General features: G+C 40.6%; 19 protein-coding genes and 1 tRNA gene. 10 read left to right on the forward strand and 10 right to left on the reverse strand.

Features of this window, described 5'->3' with window-relative positions; genetic code table 11:
- Positions 1-58 precede the first annotated feature (58 nt).
- Both AACU25_RS21815 and AACU25_RS21820 read left to right on the forward strand, forming a co-directional pair.
- Complete coding sequence (locus tag AACU25_RS21815) at positions 59-5,041, forward strand: two-partner secretion domain-containing protein (protein WP_096579215.1); 4,983 nt, start codon at positions 59-61, stop codon at positions 5,039-5,041.
- Positions 5,042-5,400: 359 nt separating this feature from the next.
- Complete coding sequence (locus AACU25_RS21820) at positions 5,401-7,983, forward strand: CHAT domain-containing protein (protein ID WP_096579217.1); 2,583 nt, start codon at positions 5,401-5,403, stop codon at positions 7,981-7,983.
- 348 nt (positions 7,984-8,331) lie between these two features.
- Here the strand turns inward: AACU25_RS21820 and AACU25_RS21825 are convergent.
- Positions 8,332-8,405 (reverse strand) — tRNA-Pro (locus AACU25_RS21825).
- A 241-nt stretch (positions 8,406-8,646) separates the two neighbouring features.
- Between AACU25_RS21825 and AACU25_RS21830 the strand changes: the two genes are divergently transcribed.
- A complete protein-coding gene (locus tag AACU25_RS21830) occupies positions 8,647-9,282 on the forward strand; it encodes a YybH family protein (RefSeq protein ID WP_096579219.1) in 636 nt (211 codons plus the stop codon).
- A 12-nt stretch (positions 9,283-9,294) separates the two neighbouring features.
- On the opposite strand, the gene AACU25_RS21835 is transcribed toward AACU25_RS21830, so the two are convergent.
- Complete coding sequence (locus tag AACU25_RS21835) at positions 9,295-9,780, reverse strand: YcxB family protein (protein WP_096579221.1); 486 nt, start codon at positions 9,778-9,780, stop codon at positions 9,295-9,297.
- A gap of 48 nt (positions 9,781-9,828) precedes the next feature.
- Positions 9,829-11,463, reverse strand: a complete 1,635-nt coding sequence (locus AACU25_RS21840) for a CocE/NonD family hydrolase (protein ID WP_096579223.1) — start codon at positions 11,461-11,463, stop codon at positions 9,829-9,831.
- A gap of 337 nt (positions 11,464-11,800) precedes the next feature.
- Between AACU25_RS21840 and AACU25_RS21845 the strand changes: the two genes are divergently transcribed.
- Positions 11,801-12,169 carry a Dethiobiotin synthetase gene (locus tag AACU25_RS21845; RefSeq protein WP_096579225.1) on the forward strand — a complete coding sequence of 123 codons (369 nt, stop codon included), beginning with the start codon at positions 11,801-11,803 and terminating at the stop codon, positions 12,167-12,169.
- A gap of 137 nt (positions 12,170-12,306) precedes the next feature.
- Here the strand turns inward: AACU25_RS21845 and AACU25_RS21850 are convergent, their stop codons facing one another.
- The 4 genes from AACU25_RS21850 to AACU25_RS21865 all read right to left on the reverse strand — a co-directional run bounded on the left by AACU25_RS21850 (position 12,307) and on the right by AACU25_RS21865 (position 15,693).
- The gene (locus AACU25_RS21850) at positions 12,307-12,918 is read right to left on the reverse strand and encodes a hypothetical protein (RefSeq protein ID WP_096579227.1); all 612 of its coding nucleotides are present in this window, start codon (positions 12,916-12,918) and stop codon (positions 12,307-12,309) included.
- A 298-nt stretch (positions 12,919-13,216) separates the two neighbouring features.
- Positions 13,217-14,245 carry a zinc-dependent alcohol dehydrogenase gene (locus AACU25_RS21855; protein WP_096579229.1) on the reverse strand — a complete coding sequence of 343 codons (1,029 nt, stop codon included), beginning with the start codon at positions 14,243-14,245 and terminating at the stop codon, positions 13,217-13,219.
- Between the two features lie 141 nt (positions 14,246-14,386).
- On the reverse strand, positions 14,387-14,572 hold the full coding sequence (locus tag AACU25_RS21860) for a hypothetical protein (RefSeq protein ID WP_071989446.1): 186 nt from the start codon (positions 14,570-14,572) through the stop codon (positions 14,387-14,389).
- Positions 14,573-14,625: 53 nt separating this feature from the next.
- Positions 14,626-15,693, reverse strand: coding sequence for a glycosyltransferase family 4 protein (locus tag AACU25_RS21865; RefSeq protein ID WP_096579231.1), 1,068 nt, complete (start codon positions 15,691-15,693; stop codon positions 14,626-14,628).
- Positions 15,694-16,147: 454 nt separating this feature from the next.
- Between AACU25_RS21865 and xth the strand changes: the two genes are divergently transcribed.
- The gene (xth, locus tag AACU25_RS21870) at positions 16,148-16,936 is read left to right on the forward strand and encodes an exodeoxyribonuclease III (RefSeq protein WP_096579233.1); all 789 of its coding nucleotides are present in this window, start codon (positions 16,148-16,150) and stop codon (positions 16,934-16,936) included.
- A gap of 47 nt (positions 16,937-16,983) precedes the next feature.
- Here xth and AACU25_RS21875 read toward each other — a convergent pair whose 3' ends face one another.
- Complete coding sequence (locus AACU25_RS21875) at positions 16,984-17,415, reverse strand: hypothetical protein (RefSeq protein WP_096579235.1); 432 nt, start codon at positions 17,413-17,415, stop codon at positions 16,984-16,986.
- A 618-nt stretch (positions 17,416-18,033) separates the two neighbouring features.
- Here AACU25_RS21875 and hppD point away from each other — a divergent pair.
- The 5 genes from hppD (at position 18,034) to AACU25_RS21900 (ending at position 23,980) form a co-directional block, all read left to right on the forward strand.
- Entirely contained in the window at positions 18,034-19,173 is a 1,140-nt protein-coding gene (gene hppD, locus AACU25_RS21880; RefSeq protein ID WP_190445942.1) for a 4-hydroxyphenylpyruvate dioxygenase, read from the forward strand.
- 208 nt (positions 19,174-19,381) lie between these two features.
- Positions 19,382-21,037 (forward strand): alpha/beta hydrolase, encoded by a 1,656-nt coding sequence (locus AACU25_RS21885; protein WP_096583930.1) that lies wholly within the window; start codon positions 19,382-19,384, stop codon positions 21,035-21,037.
- Positions 21,038-21,158: 121 nt separating this feature from the next.
- On the forward strand, positions 21,159-21,380 hold the full coding sequence (locus AACU25_RS21890; protein ID WP_190445941.1) for a hypothetical protein: 222 nt from the start codon (positions 21,159-21,161) through the stop codon (positions 21,378-21,380).
- A 120-nt stretch (positions 21,381-21,500) separates the two neighbouring features.
- Positions 21,501-22,415, forward strand: coding sequence for an ATP adenylyltransferase family protein (locus AACU25_RS21895; protein WP_096579239.1), 915 nt, complete (start codon positions 21,501-21,503; stop codon positions 22,413-22,415).
- A gap of 203 nt (positions 22,416-22,618) precedes the next feature.
- Complete coding sequence (locus AACU25_RS21900; protein ID WP_096579241.1) at positions 22,619-23,980, forward strand: cysteine desulfurase-like protein; 1,362 nt, start codon at positions 22,619-22,621, stop codon at positions 23,978-23,980.
- A gap of 146 nt (positions 23,981-24,126) precedes the next feature.
- Here the strand turns inward: AACU25_RS21900 and AACU25_RS21905 are convergent, their stop codons facing one another.
- Together AACU25_RS21905 and AACU25_RS21910 are read right to left on the reverse strand one after the other, a co-directional pair.
- Positions 24,127-24,825 carry a response regulator gene (locus tag AACU25_RS21905; protein WP_096583932.1) on the reverse strand — a complete coding sequence of 233 codons (699 nt, stop codon included), beginning with the start codon at positions 24,823-24,825 and terminating at the stop codon, positions 24,127-24,129.
- Between the two features lie 504 nt (positions 24,826-25,329).
- A complete protein-coding gene (locus AACU25_RS21910; RefSeq protein ID WP_096579245.1) occupies positions 25,330-26,028 on the reverse strand; it encodes a Crp/Fnr family transcriptional regulator in 699 nt (232 codons plus the stop codon).
- Positions 26,029-26,043 lie beyond the last annotated feature (15 nt).

Consider the following 26,043-nt stretch of genomic DNA (forward strand, 5'->3'; position numbering starts at 1 on the left):
CAATTTTCACCTTAAACAGGTATTTTTAGTGCGATTTTTGGAAAATATACGTTTCTTAATGGTCAGCACTCTGACTTACTTGACTCTGGCTCACTTTAGCTTGGCTAAGGCGCAAATAATCCCAGATAATACCCTTGGCACTGAAACCTCAGTTGTCAACCTTGATACGATTAAAGGCATTCCCAGTGAGAGAATCGATGGGGGTGCAATTCGCGGGGCGAATCTTTTCCACAGCTTTAGTGAATTTAATATTGACTCAGGACGCGGCGCATATTTTACCAACCCCAGTGGAATTGAAAATATTTTGACAAGGGTGACGGGAAAGAATGCTTCTCAAATTTTGGGAACTCTGGGGGTATTGGGTAACGCTAACCTGTTTTTGATGAATCCCAATGGGATTATTTTTGGTAAAGATGCAGTTTTAGATATTCGTGGTTCTTTTACGGCTACTACTGCGGATGGCATTAAATTAGGTGAAAATGGGTTATTTAGTGCTACTAATCCTCAAAGTAGTAATTTATTGACGGTAAAACCAGGGGCGTTATTTAGCAATGCGTTGAGCAATCAGCAAGGGACGATTAATAATCAAGGTAATTTAAAGGTTGATGCTGGGAATAGTATAAATTTACTTGCTGCAAATGTGATTAACACAGGCACATTAACAGCACCGGAAGGGATAGTACAATTAACAGGTACAGAAAATTTAATCACTAGAGGAAATATCGCTACAGCTACATTATTCCTCAATACTAAAAACCTGACTATTGGTGAAAATAATAATGCTACAGTCGATAAAAATACATTAGAGGGTTTGTCTGGAAATACAAATCTGATATTACAAGCGACTAATGATATTACAGTTGATTCTCTAACTAATAGCACTTTAAATTTAGCTGATGGTAGCGGTAAAATCGCATTTATTGCTGATGCCGATCGCAATGGAATCGGTAATTTTCAGATGGATACAGCCGATACCATCAAAACCAATGGTAGAGATATTAGCATTTCGGGAGCGAGTTTGAACTTAGGTAATATTGATACTTCTTTGATTAAAGGAAGAGATATTTTTGCAGTTGCTATAGATGCTGGGGGTGATATTCCTGCGAATGGAACTGAACAAACAAATGCTCTTTTTACATTCACAGTATCAGATTCACAAACAATAGAAGATTTAGATGTACAGTTTTCCGCATCACATATTAGGAATAGTGTGTTAGACGTTTATCTTACTTCACCATCTGCGACAACATTGGAGTTATTTTATCTTGGTATAGGAAATAATGCTCGTAACTTTCAAGATACTTTGTTAGATGATAGTGCAGATAAGAATATTAATAATGCTTCACCTCCCTTTCAAGGGAGATTTAAACCAATAGGGGTAGGGGGGTTAGCGTCTTTTAATGGTGAGAATACTGCAGGAATTTGGAAATTAATAATAATGGATTATCCTTTACGAGCAGATTCTTCAGGTATTTTGCACAAAGCAGGGGAAACTGCACCTTGGGGAACTGCTGACGGGACAAAATTGATGTTTCGCACTTACATATCTGGTAATAGCGGTGCAATTACTCTCAATGCTACAAATGGTAGTCTTAATGTTGGCAATATTAATGCTGGAAATGCGACTACTGCTGGTGAAGTTAATCTATCAGCGACGAAAAATATTAGTCTAAATGGCAGTTTAGCTGCTGTGAATAAAATTAAAATATTGGCAGACGTTGATGCTAATGGCATCGGTGATTTTCAGATGAATCCTGCCAATACGATCAGAACCAATGGACGAAATACTGAGATTGCAGGTGTTAATTTAACTGTAGGTAACATTAATACTAGTTCTCAACAGGGTGGAGGTAATATAACTTTAACTGCTACAGGAGGTAATATCTCTACACAAGACCTGAACTCCTACTCCGGTTCATTATCAGAAAAGGCGGGTTCTGGAGGTGCGATCGCTCTAACTACCACAAAGGGTAATATCTCTACAGGAAACATGAACTCCAGCTCCCGTTCAGAATCAGGAAACGCAGGGGATGGAGGTGCGATCGCTCTAACTACTACACAGGGTAATATCTCTACAGGCAGCCTTGACTCCTACTCCTTTTCATTTTCAGGAAACGCAGGGGATGGAGGTGCGATCGCTCTAACTACCACACAGGGTAATATCTCTACAGGCGTGCTTCACTCCTACTCCTTTTCATTTTCAGGAAACGCAGGGGATGGAGGTGCGATCGCTCTAACTACTACACAGGGTAATATCTCTACACAAGGCCTAAACTCCACGTCATTGTCAATATCAGCGTCAGGAAATGCAAGTTCAGGGGGTGCGATCGCTCTAACTACTACACAGGGTAATATCTCTACAGGCTACGTTTACGCCTTCTCAGATTCAGGTTCAGGAAACGCAGGTAATGGGGGTGTGATCGCTCTAACTACTACACAGGGTAATATCTCTACACAAGACCTTAACTCCTTCTCAATTTCAGGTTCAGGAAACGCAGGGGATGGAGGTGCGATCGCTCTAACTACCACACAGGGTAATATCACTACAAAAGAACTATACTCCTACTCCCGTTCAGATTCAGAATCAGGAAACGCAGGTTCTGGAGGTGCGATCGCTCTAACTACTACACAGGGTAATATCTCTACAGGAGAGATAGACTCCTTCTCATTGTCACATTCAGGAAACGCAGGTAATGGGGGTGCGATCGCTCTAACTACTACACAGGGTAATATCTCTATAGGCGAGCTTTTATCCTTATCCTCTTCAGCGTCAGGAAATGCGGGAAATGGTGGAATAATTACTCTCAGTGCCAGAGATGGGAATATAATCCCATCTCTGGATGATAATTTTAATACTAGAACCTTGAGTTCCTTTTCTATTTCCAACAAAACCGGAAATTCAGGAGAAGGTGGAAACGTTACTTTAGAAGCTAAAAATCTGATTACAAATTTGGATATTTTAACTCTATCTTCTGCTGACAAATCTGGAGATGTTAAAGTTAACGGTTTTGGTGATTTATCGTTGATTAATACCAACATTATCACCAGTAAACAGGTGACAATCAACGTTCCATTTGTGGGCGGAATTACCCTAGATGTTGGTGGAGTAGGTCAATCAGGTAATGTAAATATTATCAGCACAGGTAATCTCACATTTAAAGATAGTCGCATCGAAAGCGACACCAAAGGCGACAATCCCGCAGGAAACGTCAATATCACCAGTCCTGGTACTGTCACCTTCAATAATAGTAAAATTGTCAGCAACACCAGCAATATAGGTCGAGCTGGCAATATTCAAATTAATGCCAACAACTTAACCCTCACAGATTCCTCACCAATCTCCGCTTCCACCACAGCAGAAGGTAAAGCCGGAGACATCACCCTCAATTCTCCCACTGTCACATTAGCCAATGGCGGTAAAATCTTCGCCACAACTACAGGTAAAGGTAATGGCGGTACAATTACTGTCAATGCACCGAATCTGGTTAATCTCGGTATCGGTGTGCAAGACTTCGCCCCCATTCTCTCCGTAGAAACTAGCGGCGCAGGTAAAGCCGGAAATATCATTGTCAATACACCTAGCCTCACCGTATCCGACACCGCCCGCATCACCGCCACCGCCACAAATACTGCCACAAATACCGAAGGCGGTGGAAGCATCACCTTAAACGCCTCCAAATTAGACCTAGCAGGTATTGTGGGAATTTTTGCCGAAACCCAAGGACAAGCACCCGCAGGTACATTAAAACTCAATCCGTATGCAAATCAAGCCAATTTAGATATTACCCTGTTCCCCAATTCCAATATTTCTGCTTCTACTTCTGGCAGTGGTAAAGGTGGTGACTTAATTCTCACCGCACCGGAAAATATTAACATTGCCGGTAAAGGAAAATTAGCAGTTGAAAGTACAAGTATAGGCGATGCAGGTAATATTCAAATTACCACCCAAAACTTAAATATTAATGATGGTGTCAAAATCTCCGCTTCAACAATGAATGGTCAAGGCGGTAATATCAACATTAATGCTAATACCTTAACAGCCAATAACGGCGGACAATTTCTCACCACGACATCCGGTACAGCAAAAGCGGGAAATATTAACGTCAAAGTCCGGGATAATATCACCTTAGATGGCACAAATACCGGATTATTTGCCAATACAGAAAAAACTGCAACAGGTGATAGCGGCAATATTACCATTGACCCAGAAATTTTTACCATTAAAAATGGTGCAGGTATCGGTGTAAATAGTAATGGTAGTGGTAAAGGCGGCAATATTTCCCTGACTGCTGGGACTTTAACTTTAGATAATCAAGCCTTTATTAATGCTGCAACAGCTAGTAATACTGGCGGCGAAATTACTCTAGATATTAAAGATTTTTTATTCCTGCGTCATAACAGCAATATTACTGCCTCAGCCGGCACAGATAAGGCTGGTGGTAATGGTGGTAACATTACGATTAATAGTCCCTTTATTATCGCCGTTAACCAGGAAAACAGCGATATCACAGCTAATGCTTACAGTGGTAAGGGTGGTAATATTAACATCTTTACTCAAGGATTATTCGGCATAGGATTCCAAGCGCAAGATACACAACAGAGTGCAATCACTGCTAGTTCGGAATTAGGCATTAACGGCAATGTGACTATCAATACACCAGAAGTAGACCCCAGTAAAGGCTTAGTTCAATTACCCACAAATGTGGCGGATGCTTCCGGGAAAATTGATAACTCTTGCAATTCGGGTAGTAAATATAGTCGTAGTTCCTTTACCATCACCGGACGTGGTGGTTTGCCTTCTAATCCCTATGAATCTCAGCAAGCTGATTCTGTAATTAAAACATGGGTAACTGTAGATGATGGGCAAAACATAAATAATCATAGTAATCTCAACCAAGTCAACAATCAGCCTTCAGAAGCAATTGTAGAAGCACAGGGATTGATTAGAAATGAAAATGGAGAGTTATTGCTAGTTTCGGAAGTACCCAAGGTTATACCCCATAGTCCGACGCTGACCTCTGTTACTTGTTCTCGTAAATAACGGGCAAGTATTGCTGTGTCCCTGCTATATCTTTGAGGTTCCAATTTAACTGGGATAATTGAGACCAGCAATATTCCCAAAACACAAGAGTTTGACAAAATTTAGATAGATAAAATCAATGTATTTTATAGCAATTGCCCCCAGTAATGTAACAGATGAACATCAGCAATATTTGAATTGACATTAGGGAACTCCAAAAAATTAATTATTCCGTTCAAGTCGTTGACTGTTGACAGTTAACAGTTAACAATTAACAGTCAACGGTCAACAGTGAACAATAACAATGGAATATTTTTTTACTTGGAAGTCCCTTAGCTGAACGTTCAAAGATCTAAAAACTGTAAATGATATTTTCAAAAATGAAATTTAAAGAGAAAATCTATCGTTTTGTGGCACTGCTATTAGCAACTACTGTAATATGCACGCATATTTCACCAGCTATAGGCAAACTTGCTGCCAAAAACCCGACAAGTTCGCAGACATTAATCTCTGTTGCTACATCTAACTTGCAGCAGGGAAAATTATTATATGATGCTGGCAGATTTGCAGAAGCTATAAAATTTTTGCAACAAGCAGTTCAAGAATATCAACAGCAAGGAGATACCTTAAGACAAGCTGCAACCCTGAGTAATTTATCTCTTGCTTACCAAGAACTTGGTGATTGGCATCAAGCACAACAAGCAATTACAGAAAGCTTAAAGTTATTAGCAACTAATCAACAGCAAACTCCAAATTTAGGAGTTCTTGCTCAATCTCTGGATGTACAAGCTAGTCTGCAATTGGCGATGGGACAAACAGATTTAGCCTTGAGTAGTTGGCAACAGTCAGCAGAGATTTTTACTCAACTTAAAGATCATCATGGTGTAGTGCGATCGCAAATCAATCAAGCCCAAGCATTACGCATTCAAGGTTTTGATCAAAAATCCATAAAAATACTGAATGAATTAAAGCAGACATTACAATCGCAACCAGACTCAAAAGAAAAAGTCATCGGTTTGCGATCGCTTGGTGATAGTCTGCAGTTAGCTGGCAATTTTTCAGAGTCTCGTAAAATCCTGCAGCAAAGTCTGGAAATTGCCGAACGTCTACAATTTCCCCAGGATATAGCTGCCAGTTTATTAAGCTTGGGGAATAATGCTGATGCTGAGGGAAAAATACCAGAAGCGATCGCTTTTTATCAACAAACTGTCAAAGTATCTTCTTCACCCCTAATTAAAATCCAAGCACAGCTGAACCAACTTAAATTGATGATTCAAGATGGTAAATCAGCAGATGCTCAAGCCCTATTACCTGTAATTCAATCGCAAATAGAACAACTTCCCCCTAGCCGTGCTGCTATCTATGCTCGAATTAACTTTGTGCAAAATCTGCTGAAATTAGGAAGTGAGAATTTAACAGTTAAAAATTCACAACTCTTAGCTACAGCTATTCAACAAGCCCGCAATTTAGGGGACAAACGAGCAGAAGCTTATGCTCTCGGTAGTTTAGGCAGTTTGTACGAAAAAACACAGCAGTGGATTGAGGCACAAAAACTTACTCAGCAGGCTTTAATGTTAGCCCAAGCTAATAATACACCGGATATAGCATATCAGTGGCAATGGCAATTAGCAAGGTTACTAAAAGCACAAGGAGATATTCAAGGCGCAATTGCCGCCTATGATGCAGCTTTGGCAACTTTGGCATCTCTCCGCAGTGACTTAGTGGCTGTCAGACAAGATGTACAATTTTCCTTTCGTGACATTGTAGAACCAGTCTATCGAGAATCGGTAGAACTACTCCTAAAATCACAACAAGGTAAAGCTGATAGCAAAATTCTCGAAAAAGCACGCCAGCGCATTGAAGCATTGCAATTGGCAGAACTAGACAACTTTTTTAGAGAAGCTTGTTTACAAGGTCAAAAAGTAGTGCTTGATAAATTTGTAGATGAAGATAATCCCACAACTGCTATTCTTTACCCCATTATTCTGCCAGAATCACTCCAGGTAATTGTTAAAATTCCTCAACAACCCCTACGATATTATGCCACCAGCATACCTCAAGCAGAAGTGGAAAAAATTGCGAATCAACTGCGAGCAAATCTTACTCAACGATATCCCAGCAAAGCTCTTAAAAACCAGTTACAGCAGGTTTACAATTGGCTAATCAAACCTGTTGAGTCAGAATTGCAAACAAGTAAAGTTAAAACCCTGGTGTTTCTCTTAGATGGGGTTTTACGCAATATACCAATGGCATCTTTATACGATGGTAAACAATACTTGGTGGAAAAATATGCAGTTTCCCTCAATCTCGGTTTGCAACTCCTCGATCCTAAGCCACTAGCAAAACAGCAGCTTAAAGCAATTACAGCTGGACTAATAAATCCTCCACCTGAATTTTCCCAATATCAGCCCTTACCTGGTATTGAAAAGGAATTCGAGTTAATCGCCAAAACTGGAGTAGCGACAACTAGTCTTTTAGAAAAACAGTTTACTAGCACAGCACTAGAAAACAAAATTAATTCTGCTAACTTTAATATCGTGCATATAGCGACCCACGGTGAATTTAGTTCGCGCGCTGAGGATACCTTTATTTTGGCTGCCGATGGCCCGATTAACGTCACCCAGTTTGACAAAATTCTTCGCAGTCGGGATAGTAGTAAATCTCACAGCACGGAACTATTATTTTTGAGTGCCTGCCAAACAGCAAGGGGAGACAATCACGCCGTACTAGGTTTAGCTGGAGTTGCGGTACGGGCAGGGGCACGAAGTACCATAGCATCCCTGTGGGACATTAATGATGAAGCAACAGCAGAATTTGTCGGTCTTTTCTATCAAGAACTCAAAGATGGCAAAACCAGCAAAGCTGAAGCACTGCGCTTTGCCCAGCTAAAGTTGCTCAAAGATCCACAATACAATTCACCCCGCTTTTGGTCTGCATATATAATCATTGGTAATTGGCTGTGAAGTACCCAACTAACCCTCTTGTGTCACTCTCTGAAAACTTTTGCCATTTCTGAATTAAGCGAGCTTTTGTTTAGCAAGCGTTGACGCGATTATTTTCTAATAACAAATACAATACCAACTTTTTTCTAATAGTATAGCTTGTATCGATTGCCTCATCGGGCTTTTAGCGATCGCCCTCCTGGAGATTGACAAAAGACGGATATTCTACAAGTTTAGTGGAATCACTCCATCACATCACAGTTGCGGCATTAATTTGCGAAAACTCAGTATAATTAAACTGACTATAAAAAACAGTCAAAACGACATTAATTTGCAAATTGCGACATATAATTTGCGAACTTACAACAATCGGGATGACTGGATTCGAACCAGCGGCCCCTTCGTCCCGAACGAAGTGCGCTACCAAGCTGCGCTACATCCCGGCATAATGATTAGTATCACCAAGATATTTTACCACAAATCTTGATAATTTACAAAATAAATAGACGCTGAGAAAAAATTTTAACCAGAGAATTGAGGAATTAGGGCTAAAGTCCTAGATTTTTCTTAACTAGAGGACTACTTAGGAACTGATGAAAATTAATTTGATGAATCAGTACTGTTCATAATGATAAATAATTTGGTAAATTACGCTCAATTAAACTCAATTTTAAAATTTTTCATATGCTGAAACAGCTATCGGCAGACATACACAACTATAGCCAGGTACTTTGGAGTATTTTGTTAGCAATAGTAATTTGGAATATACCTCTATCGGCTTTGGCAGATGTTAACCAGCAGGATATTAACAGTATTATTCGGACAAGAGACATTGCGCTAAAAGCCCTAAATACTCGCGATTTTTCCCAAATAGAACCTTACTTGCACCCAAGTTTTACGATTACAACAGTCGATAACCAAGTTTTTCACAAAGTGCCTGAGTTTGAGAAGTATTGGAATCAGCAATTCTCCACCACGATTAAAGATATCAAAATGCAGCTTAAAGGAGAGCCTGTCAGAACATTTCTTTCACCAGAAATAGATGTTTCTACAGGAGATGCGATCGCATCTTTCTATTTTAAAGATGGTAAAGCAGCTGATATGGCGTTGCGCTGGACAGCCGTTCTGCAAAAAGCCCAAGATAAATGGACGATTCAATCCCTGCATTTCTCCTCAAATCTGCTGGATAATCCGGTATTAAATGCTACGCAGCGATGGGGTCAGACTATGGCTGCGATCGCAGGTATAGGTGGCTTTTTGTTAGGAGTAGTCGTAATGTTGCTATTACGCCGCAAATCTAGAGGAATTCGTAATTCTTAGTTATCGACCAATTTACCACAATTTAATTAGTTGTTTACCTTCTAGAAATAAATCAAATCTGTGTATATCCTTTTCTGACTCAAAAGCTGCTACTGGTAAGTAGTGAAATTGCGCTTTTGTAATATACAAGAAGTAATATTCCCCTTTTTTCACAACTTTCATAAAATGTTCATATCGCATTTTTGTTAGACTGCCGTCTTCAAAGCAGATGGTAAAAAAGTTTTCATCCATTTCACAGTATCTACTTTGAAAATTTAAGGCAGATGTTCGTCCCTGCAAACGCATCCACAGAGGTACAGACAAAAAATAGGCGATTAAACCTAAGAAATATATCAACCACCAATCAAATCTTTGCAGGATTACCGCTAGAGCTATATTAATTGATGTTAAAATCAACAAGAGGATGAAGAAAACTTTCATACGTTTATAATAATCGGTCGCAATAATCCCTCGTAATTCTTTAGGACTAATTTGAAAAGTTTTAGTTTTAATCTGCATAGCTGGGTCGGTATTGGTGATTTGTGATACTGATACTCTTGTCTGCTTTTAAATATCTGCCACAATAGGTAATACAACACGAGAACTCGCCTCATTTCCGCAACTCACAGTTAAAGTAATAATTTGTGCATTTAGTAAACTTTCGCTACTATTTATGGCAATATTTCCAGAATTCATGGAGTAGGCGGGAAAACAAGCAACGCTCAAACTCAGACGTAAAGCATTACCTTTAGCTATTCGCACACAAGTGGCTTGTAGTTGAATTTTAGTCGGGATGGGTTTTGCGCCTTCTCGACAATGCACATATCCTTGGGTGATATTATATACTTGCCTATCAGGATGAACTTCGGACAGCACTGCACAAAAATCATAACTTGGTTGATCAGCACTGCAAAAGATTTCTACTATGACATCCCCTGCTAAATGCAAGTCAGTCGCTAGTGGTTCAGTAGTGTAAGTTAATACATCAGAGCGTAAATCAAGATGCGATCGCTCAAATACTCCCGCAGGTATGGCTGCATGACCACCCAAAGCAGGAACTGGTCGCCAAGGGTCGTGAACCAATACATCAACACAATTTTGGATTTTAGATTTTGGATTTTGGATTAAAGTTCCGGAGTCTTCGCAGATGCTGGCTAATCCGGTAGTTGATAAGTAATAGGATTTTGGGTTTGGGGTTGGGAAGTTGGGGAAAGTTCGCCAAATATTACTTCCCATCTCAAATAAACATACAGGTTCTTCTGTGAGTAAACCTGTATCGACATCTTTAAGAAACTGGTCAAACCAGCGAATTTGCATCCTATCTACAGGACTGGCGGCTTTGGGGCCGAAGTCAATATTACCCACTTTACGACCCCAAGGTAAATGTGACCAAGGCCCAACTAATAAATGTTGAGCAGTGGTGCTACGCCCTGCCATATCTTTATATAAATGTAGAGTTCCCCGCAAATAAGTATCAAACCATCCGCCTATGTGGAACATAGGTAAATCAACGGTTTGCAAGTGGCGTTTGGGTGACAGTTCTTCCCAATAATTATCTGCTTGGGGATGGGCTAACCACTCGTGATAAAAAGATTCTGGTGCAAGATGCTGCAAAATTTCTGGATTATTTAAAGGGAGATTACGCGCAGCAGTAAATAATGCTTGATAAGCAACCTTATCTCCTCTTAAACGGGCGGTTTCGGTAGCTAATTGAATTGCCCATGCTAGATTAGTTTGCAAACAGAATGCGCCACCTTCATAAGCCCAATCTGTATATAAATCATAGCCAATCATGGCTGGGCAAATAGTTTTTAAAGCGGCTGGTTGATTAGTAGCAGCATACAGCTGTGTCATTCCCTGATAGGAAAAACCATACATTCCTACTTTGCCATTGCTGTGAGGTAGGTTTGCAACCCAATTTACCGTATCTTCGCCATCTGCAATTTCGTTGGCAAATAATTTAAATTCTCCCTCAGAAGTACCTCGCCCTCGGACATCTTGAATTACTACGATGTAACCTTGGGCAGCATACCAAGTAGGATGGGCATAGACAACAGTTGATGCGATCGCTCTTCCGTAAGGTTGTCTCATTAATAATATAGGAAACTCCCCAGCCGCATTGGGACGATAGATATCTGCATCTAACCGTACGCCATCACGCGTATGCATCGAGGCTGTTTGTTTGGGAAGTACTTTGAACATGAGTCTGGAAGAATATATCAATGGCACCATAGATCAGCATAGAGCTACACAGAGACTTGCGATCGCACCATGAAGAGGAAAGGGGGCAAAGGGAGCGGGGAGCAGGGGGAGGAACTTATAATCTAGAAGATAGATGTAGTTTCTGTAAAAACTGCTGTAAGTACCTACTATTTCACAGGTAAATCAAATATTTCCCCCTTTCGCCTTTCCCCTTTTCCCCTTCACCGCACTATATTAGATACACCCTATTTGGGTAAATTATCAAACATTGGTAAAGGATTAATCATTTTTTTACCAAGTATTACTACTGAGGCAAAATCTGGGGTAAGGTGAATGCATGAATTACGAAACAGCTCGCAAAATCCTCATAGACCAAACAATAACCACCGAGGACAATCTAGATTCCCTGTTAATGCGTATGCAGCAGGGAAAACCGCCAGTTCCCGGTCAAATCACTTCGATTTTGTTGGCGTTAAAAGTGGTGTTTGAGGCCCTCAAAGAATCTTCTAGTCTCGACAGAGAATTAGCTTACGCCCTTTTTCAGTTAAGTATTAAGCCTTCACAAATATTTGTTGGCGGACGCAGGGCTGGGATTGATTGGCCACCATTGTTGAAGGAAGATTTGTTGCGAATTGCTTTAGCAGCCGAAAGTATCTTTTCTACTAAATGGCAAACTCCACCTTCTACTGGATTTGGGGGAGTATAGGCAGTACCATGAAAACTTGCAATCAAAAAGATAATAGAGGGTTAGCACGCAGTCAATAATTTTGGGTACAACCTTAAACTGTTGTGCGCCTAACCCATCCTATAAAAATTGCCATAAGGATTGCAATTTAAAACTATTTAACGATTTCGCAGTTCTGCTTCTAATTTGTCTAAATCACTTTTGAGTAAAATAGTCATTTGACCAGTAAAAGCCTTACCTTCCTTAGGCTGGGCTACTTCTACCCAATAAGCATAGCGATCGCCTAGACGCAATTCTCCCTGTAACGCTTCTCTAATGGGAGTTTTGGCAAATCTAGCTGAGTTAATTGCACTCTCATTGGGATATTTATATAGTAGCTGGGCACGTTCAAAATCTTGATAAATATCCAACCCGTAAATTATCCGTAAAGCTTCTTGAAAGCGCTCAAATGTCATGCCATTAACAGCATCATACATAGTAATGCGTTCAGAACGAATCATGCTACGGTCTTTAGTAAATGCAACTTTACCTGGCGGTAATACCGATGCTAAAAAAGTGAATCGCTGGGCTGCTGTATCAGTCTTTTGTACAAATAAACGCTCTCCGCTGTGGGGACGTAATGTAGGATGTGCTTGAATCCAGGTAGTTACTTCTTCAGTTTTTTGCCCTGGTAAAGCATTGGCTTTGGAATCAGCAAGCATTCCCACCGATAGCCAAGAAACCAGAGACAACGGCAAAATTAAGCAATTAAGCAGAGATTTGTTTAGCATTTTCTCAATCGGGAATTATATGAAATCACCCCATTAGCTACTCCCAATCGGGTGCTGAATATAGTTTTCCCGTTTCTTGGCAAGATTATTTCATATAAATTTAAAAAAGATGGTTGAATTTGTAAGTTTTTTTACGGATTGGGGTATTGGGCATGGGGGATTGGGGTTTGTGAAGAGTTAAGAGTTGGAGAGACGCGATTAATCGCGTCTGTACAAGAGTCAAGGGTCAAAGGTCAAGGGTAAAAAGGGTGTAAAGCTATAGATTATTCTCTCTTGCCAGTCCCCAGTTCCCATTCCCTCACGCCTTCAGCGCAACTTTAATTACCTTGCGCGCTTTCATGTCATTAAATACTTGCGCTAAATCTTGTAAGGGACGATGTTCGCTGATGAGTAGTTCTAAAGGTAGTCTACGGCTAGCTATTAATGTTAGGGCTGCGCGTACATACTTGGGGGTGTTGTGAAATACGCCCTTGAGGGTAAGTTCGCTGTAGTGTAGCTGTTCTGTGTTGACTGTGATAGTTGTATCTCGCGGACAACCACCAAATAAATTTACTGTTGCACCAGGACGGGCACAAGCGATCGCAGTTTCCCAAACGCTGGGTACTCCTGTGGCTTCAATGACTACATCTGCGCCCCATCCTTGGGTATGTTCTTTGACTACGCCGGGAATATCAGGAATTTGATGATAGTTAAATGTTTTGGCTGCACCTAACTTTTTACCTATTTCTAATCTTTGGTCGTTACCGCCCCATAGCCATACTTCAGCTTTCGTACTATCAGCTATAGCGGCGACAAACATTAGCCCAATCGCCCCATCTCCCAAGACTACTACCCGATCTGCGGGTTTGATTTCGGTACGCCCTACACCATGTAATACGCAAGCTAAGGGTTCGGTCATGGCTGCTAATGCAAAGGGCAAGTCATCGGGAATGGGCAGCATATTATGCTGTACTATGGGTGCGGGAATTTTCAGGTATTCCGCAAAGGTGCCGTTATTCCAGGTCAAATTTGGGCAGAGAGAATATTCTTGCCGTTGACAAAAAAAGCAATTCATGCATGGGGCAGAGTTATTCGCAACGATGCGATCGCCTACCCGCCAATCTGTAACACCTTCACCCAGGGCGACAATTTGCCCAGCTGCTTCATGACCAAACAAAGTAGGTGGTTTCAGCATTCTGGCATGACCACCACGCCGCCAGACTTTTAAATCTGTACCGCAAGTTGTCGCCGCCCCCACCTTAATTACTACCTCACCAGCAACCGGAGTCGGATCGGATACCTGCTCTAAGCGTAAATCTTCTTGACCATAAAGTAAGGCTGCTAACACAGCTTTTAACCTAAATGAGTAACTCCACCTGATTTTACCAGGTGGAGTCAGTCACAAGTCAGCCTTAATTCCATAGGTCTGTAGTTAACACTTGCGTGCTACAAAATTGAGGATTTTAGCCTTGACTACAAACATATTGCCCTAAGAATTAGCTGTAGGCTGGGGAAGAACACCTGTATTGCGGGTTTCCACATTCGACATCCGGCTCAGATTTAACAGTGGTACTTCTTGCCGACAAGATAAACAAAACCAATAAACTTCACTATGCCGAATATGGCGCAGGAGGGAACCACCACAACATGGGCAAGTGTTGGCTCTCATACTCATACCGATGTCCTCCCTAAAAAGGTTGTTGAAATGTGAAAAAAAATTTTTGTTAATTAAAGCTGAATTTTGGCAGCATGAATGCGGCCATTGGAATTTATGCGACCCTTGATAATTTGCTCGTAGACGGCTTCATAACCGTTCACCATTTGGCTGACACTAAATTTGTTTTCTACGTATTGGCGGCAGGTTTGTCGATTGAGGTTTAAAGCTTGCGGAATCATCTGTGCCATTTGTTCATAGTTTTGGCAGATAAAACCTGTTTCACCGTGGGCAATTACTTCTGGTACGGAACCGAGATTCATGGCAATTACAGGTGTACCAGTTGCCATTGATTCAATCATGACTAAACCAAAAGGTTCCTGCCAGGTGATGGGAAAAAGAGTTATAGCAGCATTACCCAGAAGTTCAGCTTTTTCGGCGTGGTTGACTTCGCCTAAATATTGAATTTGCTGACCATCAATGTGGGGAGCAATCTCTTGTTCAAAAAACTTCGAGTCTACTGCATCAATTTTTCCTGCCATTTTTAAGCGCCAACCAGTTTGCTTTGCAATTGCGATCGCATGGTGTGGCCCCTTTTCGGGGGAGAAGCGACCTAAGAATGCCAAGTATTCTGGGTCTTGGGGTTGTGCTTTAAACGGATAATCATCAGGATTAATTCCGTTATAAACAGTGCCAAAGTAATTTAAGTCTACTTGCCGTTGAGCGTTACTAATACTAATGTATGGTTGCTTTTGATGATGGCTATAAACTTTACGGTTGTCGTTGGTAAAGCTGCCGTGCAGAGTATGTACAGTCGGAGTGGGAACTAAACTCGCTAAAGACAATGCCGAGATGCCTACATGGGAATGAATAATATCGAAGTCCTTGGCTCGCTGGTACACTTGGCTAAGTTCAAGCATTTCATAAACTGCATACTCTTTGACATGGGGGTCTAAGCGTAATGCTCGGGGATAAACTGCTTCTAAATTAGCCAGAGTTTGGGAATCGCCAGAGGCAAATAAAGTAACTTCATGACCGCGACGTACTAATTCATCGGTCAAGTGACTAACTACTAGTTCAATTCCTCCGTATGTAGGGGGGGGAACTCTTTCCCATAAGGGGGCAACTTGAGCGATCTTCATAATGTTTTGGTTCAGCCGATTAATGTTGTTCTGCAAATGAGAACTTAACTTTAAACTTGGGGGGCGAAGAACTTATAATTAAGCTTCTGAAATTTAAATTAACCAAGTCCATGCCCACAAGTGCAATATCGGTTAACCGTACTGTGCAACAGCACCAAACAATTTCAGATAAACCGTATTTGCCCCCTTGCGACTACAATACCAATGTACAATCTACTGCTGAGTAATTTCATCTGTCTTGGGGATCATTGAGACAATTCGACCTATTCTGTAACTTAACCTACTGATTGGAAAAATTTGTAGCTGAAAATACTAAATTCTCCCTTGGGATCAATTGTTTTCAATTCTGATTGATGGAAAAGCGCTTATAACCTAGAGGTTGCATGAATATTAAAAAAAAGTAAAAATCGCTCTCATTAATGATTATTAATTAAATTATGTAAACTCGGGATCAATGAAAATCGCTACTTGGAACGTGAACTCAATCCGTATTCGTTTAGAACAAGTTATTGATTGGTTAAATCAAAATCCTGTGGATGTTCTCTGCTTGCAAGAGACAAAAGTAACTGATAGTCAATTTCCGCGATCGCCTTTTGAAGAATTAGGCTATCAAGTGTATATATCAGGGCAAAAATCATACAACGGTGTAGCTTTAATCAGCCGTCAACCTTTGTTAGATGTAAGTACTGGGTTCACCGCAATTGTGCCTAATTTACAACCAGAATGGGACGAGCAAAAACGTGTAATTACTGGAGTCCTTGATAATGTGAGGATTGTCAATCTTTATGTTCCCAATGGTTCATCTATAGGTAGCGAAAAATACGAATACAAGCTGCGTTGGTTAACAGTACTACGGGAGTATTTGCAACTACTATTAAAATCACATCCTGCTATCTGTGTATGCGGTGACTTTAATATTGCTTTAGAAAATAAAGATATTCACGATAAAGCCAAACCAGACAATCACATCATGGCATCTGAAGCAGAACGCCAAGCTTTGCGAGATATACTGACACTGGGATTTGCTGATGCCTTTCGTAAATTCACCTCTGAAGGCGGTCACTTCAGCTGGTGGGATTACCGCACCGCCGCCTTTCAGCGTAACTTAGGCTGGCGGATTGACCATCACTATCTCACGCCAGTATTGTATGAGCAGGCAACGAGTTGCATGATTGATGTCGCACCGAGAAAATTGACTCAACCTAGCGACCATACACCTGTAGTTGTGGAATTGGGGATTTAGTAACGCGCGAAAAGCTTAGGGATGCGTTACTAACGCATCCTACCTTTTTATGGACGAGGATAAGTCAAAGTCCAGTTATTTTTATCATTTAATTGGTTATATAAACCTTGAAGAATTAGGCGCAGTGCCGTGCGAGTTCTGATATATTCTCTCAATAAATGAGTTCCTGGGGCGGCAGATATACCATCATAGTATTGCTTGTAGCCAAATGGTTTAGCACATTCATTGCCAAAACCTTTCACAGTTAATACAAAAAATGGACTTTCCTTGTATTCGTTAGGAACCATAAAGACTCCATAGACATGATGTTTACCACGCCACGGCTGCACAATAACTTTAGCCGCCTGTACTTGGAATTTTTGGGTTTTTGATGACAGGAATGCTTCTGCATCGCAAGTAGAATCATTGATAGGCCACCATAAAGTTAAAATTATTAGTGAAATTAGGAAAAGCAAAAAATAGATAAATGGGCGACGCATAAATTCAACAGTAATTGTTGATGCAGTTGCTGCTATCTGATGAGCAATGTTAATGCAGCTTTAGTAGTGAGAAGATTTTTATGAACTGGAGTGCCATCTTCCACCACATTTTTTTACAGCATCTTGTTACTATTAAAATAAGTAATAATTCAACTAATTTTTGTGGCGATCGCTACTGATTATAATCATGCTAATAAATTTATCAGCAAGCTTTGATTTAGCAGCGTGATTTGGCTATATTGCACTAACTAATGCTGAATACAAACTATCTAGGGTATTATTTTTTAACCTTGACAAATGACAAATGAATTATAACCATGAATTTTGATTATGCATATTTATCACCGCACAATCATGGCGCAAATATGCCAAATATCCCGGCTTTTTCATCTATGAAAAATCCAAGCAATCTAACCCTAGAGGGATTCTTTAATAAAAGTTTCCTTCTAAACTGCCAATTTATGTATTAAATAAAATTATTTTTTATATTAAATTATACATTACTAAACCAATTTAAATGTACTGGAAAACAGTTACATTATATACTGCTAATTATATGCAAATATATTGTTCAAAAATTGGTATTTAATGATATCTAGTAAAAGAGAGGAATTACCCATGCAAACTAGAGAAAATAAAATATTTCCTTTGCCAGAACAGGATTCCATCAAATTAAAAAAAATTGACTATGTAGAATTTTATGTAGGTAATGCACAGCAAGCAGCCTACTTTTATTGCAAATGTTTTGGCTTTAGAGCGATCGCCTATGCGGGATTGGAAACTGGGATGCGCGATCGCAGTTCCTATGTTGTCGCACAATCTAATATCCGCTTTGTGTTTACCTCGGCGCTAACACCAGAGGGGCCAGTAGCCGAATATGTGAGGTTACATGGTGATGGAGTGTATAATATTGCCTTGCAAGTTGATGATGCTCGTGCTTGTTTTACAACTGCGATCGCACGTGGCGCACAACCAATACTAGAACCGACGATTTTTCAAGAACAAAATGGTTATCTTGTGAAAGCAACAATCAAAAGCTATAGCGGTGACCTAGTTCATTCTTTCATCGAGCGTCATAACTATACCAATTTTGCCCCCCAATATCAGCCGATTGCAAATATATCCAGCAACAATTATGCTGGTTTATTTGATATTGACCACATTGTGATTAATGTCGAATTAGGCAAAATGGATTTATGGGCAGACTTTTATTGCAAAGTACTAGACCTGCAAGAGAGTCAACTATTTACTAGCGATGAGATTTCTACTAAATATTCTTCGCTGATGTCAAAAGTTTTGCAAAATAATACTGGTCAAATTAGATTTCCTATTAATGAACCAGCAGCAGGCTATCGTAAATCACAAATTCAAGAATATTTAGATTTTCATCATGGCCCTGGTGTGCAACATATTGCCCTCAGAACCAATAATATTGTGAAAGCAGTTACAGAATTGCGTAGTAATGGTGTGGAATTTTTAGAAACTCCAGATATTTATTACGAGAATTTGCAACAACGCATTGGTCAAATTGATGAAGATATAGAGACGTTGCGAGAATTGAAAATCTTACTCGATAGAGATGAAAAAGGATATCTGCTGCAAATATTTACTAAGCCATTGGTAACTAGACCAACATTTTTTATTGAAATTATTCAACGCAAAGGCGCGCAAGGGCTAGGTAATGGTAATTTTAAAGCATTATTTGAAGCTATTGAGCGTGAGCAAGCAGCCCGTGGTAATTTATTACCTTTCAATTAAAGACTGGAGATTTGTTATAGCAAAAGCAGTGGTATAGAATAGCAATCCAAAATCCAAAATCCAAAATAGGCAAGTTTTGATACAAATTTATGCTATCTATGTAAATTCTCTATGCTGAACGACACCTGCTAAGATTTTTTACAGCATGGGTAGTAAGATACACCAATATCAGCTATATTCCCCTAAGCATGGTAAAAAAAAGATGTTAATGGGAAGAATCTGGGGAAATCTACAAACCGTTAAAGGTGGGTTGTGTGCAATGGCGATCGCACAAATTTTAGGGACAACTACCTCTGCAAAAGCGGCGGAAACAGTTGTAGTGAGATATGGCCCGTTTGCAGAATCCTTCGCTGTAGCGGATTTGCAAAAAGCTGCTAAAACTGGAGAGTTTCCCAGAGATATAGCACTTTTCACCAATAAGTTACCTGAAGAACAACGCCGTTCCATATTAGGGGCCTTGAGAATGAAGATACCCCTAAACGTGGTCGCTATTAGTCGCTTATTGAATACACAAATTGGGACAGCAATTCTCAACGACCTATCTACAGCTTTAGTCAGAAAAGATAGTGCTGGCGTACAAGCATTAAGAGCCGGATTTGTCTTAGGCTCTAATTCACAAGACGGACTTTCTATACTGTCTTTTATTAAATCTTATCCGAGTCAACGCTTAGAAATCAATTTACCGCAATCATTTAGAGTTGCCAGCAATTTAAACTCAGGTTTTTGGCTGACGCAACAGTTTATGTTGGCGATCGCACCGCAACTCAACCCCATCACATCGCAACTATCTTTTTCTCTTGATCCTAGCGCACCGGGAGTAGCTCAATATCAGGTTCTAGGCTTGGAATTAAATGACCAAAAACGCAACCGCAAAATTCCTGTAGATGTTTATTGGTCAAACTCTTCAACCACAGAAAAACCTGTAATTGTGTTTAGTCATGGTTTTGGATCGGTGCGTACAGATATGCGCTACTTGGCTCAACATTTAGCATCTCATGGCTATATAGTAGCGGCGCTAGAACATCCGGGTAGTAATGAGACATATACCAAATTAGCTTTCCAAAATAACACTAGATTTATCCAGCCCCAAGAGTTTTTAGATCGTCCCAAAGATATTAGTTTTGTCCTCGATGAACTAGAAAAACTCAACCAAACCGCTACTAGTCCCCTACAGGGAAAAGTCGCCACGAATAACGCTATGGTAATTGGCTATTCCTTTGGTGGTGGGACAGCCTTATCAATTGCAGGCGCAGAATTACAATTAGAAGAACTCAAACAGCGTTGTAAAAAGAATGTAGCTAGATTTAGTTTTGGAGAAACCCTGCAATGCGTTGCTCAAGAATTACCAGCTAATAAATATCAACTACGAGATGAGAGGATTAAAAGAGCGATCGCACTTAGTCCGACCTCTTCTTTAATGTTTGGTAAAAACGGACTCAGAGAAGTGAAAATACCTACCCTAATCTGGGCTGCTTCTGCAGATAAAACAGTTCCCGCTTTACCCGAACAAGTAATAGGATTCACTAAAATTCCATCTCCTAAATGGCTAGTGGGTATACTTGGCGGTACTCATTTGAGCGTCAAAGACCCCAGTACCACAACGGATCAAGCCACAAAGCTAAATACAGTCTTATCTGGTGGAGAAGTTGTAGGCGAACAAGCTGCAGATATTCGTAAATATTTGCAAGCGATCGCTTTAGCTTTTGCAGCCCAGGGAACTCCTGAAGCGGAAACATATGAACCTTTTCTCACACCAGATTATGCTCAATTTGCTTCCACTCAAGCATTTCCTATTCGCTTAGTTACTCGGATTCCTACACAAGCAATGCTAGTAGTTAGGCAATATATTAAGAGTGAGGAATAAATAATGGGGAATGGGTAAGGGGTAAGGGGGAATGGGTAATTGGTAATGGGTAATTGGTAATAGTAATTTATTGGGGATTGGGGATTGGGGAGGATTTGCGACAACGCATAATTGAATTTTTTTGCTGGAAGGCGATCGCACCTCTAACAATGTCATTGTATCGAGCGACAATGCGATCGCATCGCCTTACATTGTTAATGCATCGCCTTACATTATTAATGCATCGCCTTACATTGTTCATGCATCGCTCTACATTGTTAATGTATCGCTCTACATTGTTAATGCATCGCCCTACATTGTTAATGCATCGCCTTGCAACTTAGTTGCATCAGTCTACAATTAAATTGCATTTGGCCTTTGTTATTCCCCTTGTCCCCAGTCCCCAATCCCCAGTCCCCAATTCCCAGCCCCCAGTCCCCAGCGCTTCCTGCTACAATATTTCACCGAGCCGGAAGGAGAGCAAATGACAGAGGGAAAAATATTGTTGCAACCTGGCACTTTATGGCAAAGTGTCATAGAACGTACTGAATCCGCTTTGAAATGTGGGGCTTTGCTGTCTATACCAACAGAATTTGAATATATTGAGCAGGATGGTGTACGCTTCTTGGTAAGGATTTTGGCAAATCTGGTGCGTAAGGATGCAGCCAAGAAAAAGCAGGTGCAACAAACCGCCGCATCTGGTAAAGATTTTAATCCTTTTCTGCCATACGAAGAAGATTTATTTGTTGCAGATATTTCGGAGACTCATGTTTGTCTATTAAATAAATTTAACGTTGTTGACCATCATATATTGATTATTACTCGCGCCTTTGAGGAGCAAGAAAGCCTACTTACTTTAGAAGATTTTGCGGCGATGTGGGCTTGTTTAGCGGAATATGATGGTTTGGCATTTTACAACGGTGGTCAAGTTTCAGGGGCCAGCCAGCGACACAAGCATCTGCAAATGGTACCTTTACCTCTGACAACTTCAGGCGATGCAATACCTATTCAGCCGTTGTTAGCAAAAGCCGATTTTCAAGATGCAATTGCAACTATACCAGGTTTACCTTTTAAACACGCTATTGCAGCTTTAAATCCCCAGTGGGCAGAGTCGCCATTACAAGCCGCAAAAACTACAATGGAACTATATAATGCTTTACTCCATGCTGTAGGGATAACTGCGGTTAACGATAATAGACAATCTGGTGCGTACAACCTTTTAGCTACGAGAGAATGGATGTTAATCGTACCGCGATCGCAAGAAGAATACGAGTTAATTTCCGTTAACTCATTAGGGTTTGCAGGTGCGCTATTAGTGCGAAATCAGCAACAAATGCAACTCCTTAAAGACCAAGGGCCAATGAATATTCTTAAAAATGTGGGAATGGGTAATTGGTAATTGGTAATTGGTAATTGGTAATTGTAATGTCTCCTTTTTTCCTGCTCCCTTTCCCATTCCCCTTTTCCCCTTTCCCCTAAAAAGTGCCGTCCCAAAATTTATGTGTTATCTTTTGCAGCATCACTCATACCGATGTGTCAAAGCCGCTTTAATTCGTAATTCATAACTCATAATTCATAATTCATAATTTCAGGAGAATCATTATGCATCACTTTGACCTGAAATGGATACGCGGCCAGTTTCCCGCACTCACACAAACAATTAATGGTAAGCCTGTAATTTTTTGTGATGGCCCTGGTGGAACTCAAGTACCAGGTGCAGTGCTTGATGCTATCAGTGATTATTTAGTAAGGTCAAACGCTAATGCTCATGGGGCTTTTGCGACTAGCGCGCGCACAGATGCACTGTTGACGGCGGCGCGTGCTGCTACGGCTGATTTCCTGGGATGTCATAGTGATGAGGTGGTATTCGGTGCTAATATGACCACCCTTACCTTTAGCGTCAGCCGTGCTATTGGTCGAGAATTGCAAGCAGGCGACGAAATTATTGTGACCCAGCTTGACCATTACGCCAATGTTTCCCCTTGGTATGCGTTGGAGGAAAAAGGCGTGATTGTGCGCGAGGTGGGTTTCAATGTGGAAGACTGCACCTTAGATATGGGTGAATTAGAAAGGCTAATTAATGAACGTACAAAGTTAGTCGCAATTGGCTTTGCATCTAATGGCGTGGGGACAATCAACGATGTCCCCAAAGTTGTGCATTTGGCTCATGCTGTCGGTGCATTGGTATTTGTTGATGCTGTTCACTATGCGCCCCATGCGCCTCTCAATGTTCATGCGTTGGATTGCGACTTTCTCGCCTGTTCCGCTTACAAGTTCTTTGGCCCCCACGTAGGGGTTCTGTATGGAAAGCGTGAGCATCTTGCTCGATTAACGCCATATAAAGTTAAACCCGCTCCTGATGATGTTCCCTCGCGCTGGGAAACTGGAACTTTGAATTATGAAGGCTTGGCTGGGTTAGTAGCGGCAATAAATTACTTGACAAAATTAGGTTGTCATGTATCACCTAACGTTGATAACGAGTTGATTTCTGCCTTAATTGAAGCAGATAAGGAAGGTATAGAAACATTCCACTGTCCCAGCTTTCTCACTTCTGCAGATTCAGCAACACCTGCAATCACATCTGCTTATCACAGCAGACGGGCGGCTTTGGTAGCAGCAATGTCCAGCATTCAACAATACGAAAGAGAATTGAGTCACAAACTCATTCCGGGACTGTTAGCGATTCCAGGCTTAAAGTTATATGGTATTACCGATCCACAGCGCTTTAATTGGCGAACCCCAACAGTAGGAATTCGATTAGCCGGAAAAACTCCCGCAACTGTTGCCAAAGCATTAGGCGATCGCGGAATATTTTCTTGGCATGGTCATTTTTATGCGATCGCTCTTATCGAAAAACTAGGCATAGAACCTACCAGCGGCTTAGTGCGAATTGGACTCACACACTACAACACAGCCGAGGAAATTGAGCAACTATTGCAAGCCTTACAAGAAATTGCTGTGTAGTAAGCCTTGTAGAGACGCGATGAATCGCGTCTATTCCCCAATTACCCATCACCAATTACCCATCACCAATTACCAATTACCTATTACCTATTACCTATTACCTATTACCAATTACCAATTACCTATTACCTATTACCTATTACCTATTACCTATTACCTATTACCTCCCCCTCAACAGATTTATGATTTACAGTATTTGCATAAATCGCCAGTTGTGACCGATTCTTGAGATTAAGACGGTTGAGAATACTCGTCACATGAGTTTTTACTGTGCCTTCAGTAATATATAGCTTTTGAGCAATTTCGCGGTTGGTTGCGCCTACGCCAATCAACTGTAAAACCTCTTGTTCTCGTGCAGTCAGTTCTGATAACTTTGCAGGTGCGGAGTTTTCGCTGGTTTCAGCCGGAGATGTTTCTTTCGCTAAGAGTTTATCAAATAACCCTGGGCCAAATTGAGTATAACCATAATGTCCAAAGCGAATTGCATTTGCTAACTCGCTAGAAGGCATATCTTTGAGCAAATATCCTTTTGCACCTGCCCGCATAGCCCCAGCTAAAGAAGTATCATCATCAAATGTGCTGAGAATTAAAACTTTAATATGAGGATAGTTTTCCACAATTAATTTTGTGGCTGTTCGTCCGTCCATTTCCGGCATCCGAATATCCATTAACACCACATCAGGCTGGAGTTGTGCAACCATTTCTAGGGCAACTTGGCCATTCTCCGCATCCCCCACTACCTGTAAATCACGTTCCTGTTCTAGCATTGCTTTTAATCCTTGACGAATCAAGCTTTGGTCGTCAACAATTAATAGGCGAATTTTAGCAGATTCATCAATTTTCATAAGTTCTACCTCTTGGAAATATTCATAAATAAAGCTATTCATAATCAGTATTTGAAAGTGTCTATCGTCGGTATGCTTTTTTGAAATTGATATTGAGTTTGGTAAAAAGGGTAAAGGGTAAGGGTGAAAGGTTCTTTCTGTGTCCTTTCTCCCTTAACCGCAAACAATCGGGATTGAAGTAGTCAACTTCTTTCTAGGTTTAATTTATCGGAACTAACAAGTAAGTTCCATCGAATAAATGTCATGACTTGAGGATGATATTTGTCATCTTGTTCCATGACATTTGTCATTTTGGGGACTGGGGATTAGGTGCTGGGGATTGGTTACTGGGTATGAAGAAATACAGTTCAGTTAAGAAAATTAATTGATAACAAAACCAAAAAACTAGTTACTCAACAAAAAAACAGAACAATAATTTTGGAGGGGGTTTGGGGGACGCAACCGTCACCCAATCGGGGGTTTGGGGGAGAATCCCCCAATTCTTATGGCTTCTTTAAAATAAGATTACTCTATGCTGCCAAGAGCGATCGCATCTAATTGATTAGTATCAAGAATTGTAATTTTGCCACCTCGACTGTAGGTAATCATCGAGTTGAGGCTTTTAATTAAACGCACGCATTCCTCGTAAGAAATCCCAACACTACGAGCCATGCGATAGTAAGATAACTTAACTTTTAAAGTTTCGCCTTGTGTAGTTCGCTCAGTTCCAGATTCGGCGGCATAATATTGAATTAATCTGGCAAGTCTAACAATAGCTCTTTCAGAAACTAATCCATGTACTGTTTCATGTAATTGCTGAATCCGATTGTTAAAAACCATCAACATCTGTAAGGCAATTTCAGGATTTTGTTGTATAGCTTTTAATAAAGCATCTCGCTCTACAGTGAGAATTTCACACTCAGATTCAGCCGTTACAGTCGCAGGGGAAATTCCATTTCCTAATAAAGCAGGCGCAGCAAAAATTTCTCCTACTGCTAAGGTACGCAAAATCGTTTCTTTACCTGTGGTTGCTGTTTTGCTCACTTGAATGGAACCACTAACAACAGCATATAATTTTGCAGGTAAGCGATCGCCTTCATGGAGAATCATCTCTCCCTTACTATAATGTTGCAGTTGGGTTTGGGGTTGCAAACTAATTTTGTCTGCGGTTGTTAACCCTGCAAACACAGTGATTTGAGAGAGTTGTTCCAATGATGCCTGCATAACATTATTTTACTA

Source organism: Tolypothrix tenuis PCC 7101 (genome assembly GCF_963874875.1).
Taxonomy (GTDB): Bacteria; Cyanobacteriota; Cyanobacteriia; order Cyanobacteriales; family Nostocaceae; genus Aulosira; species Aulosira tenue.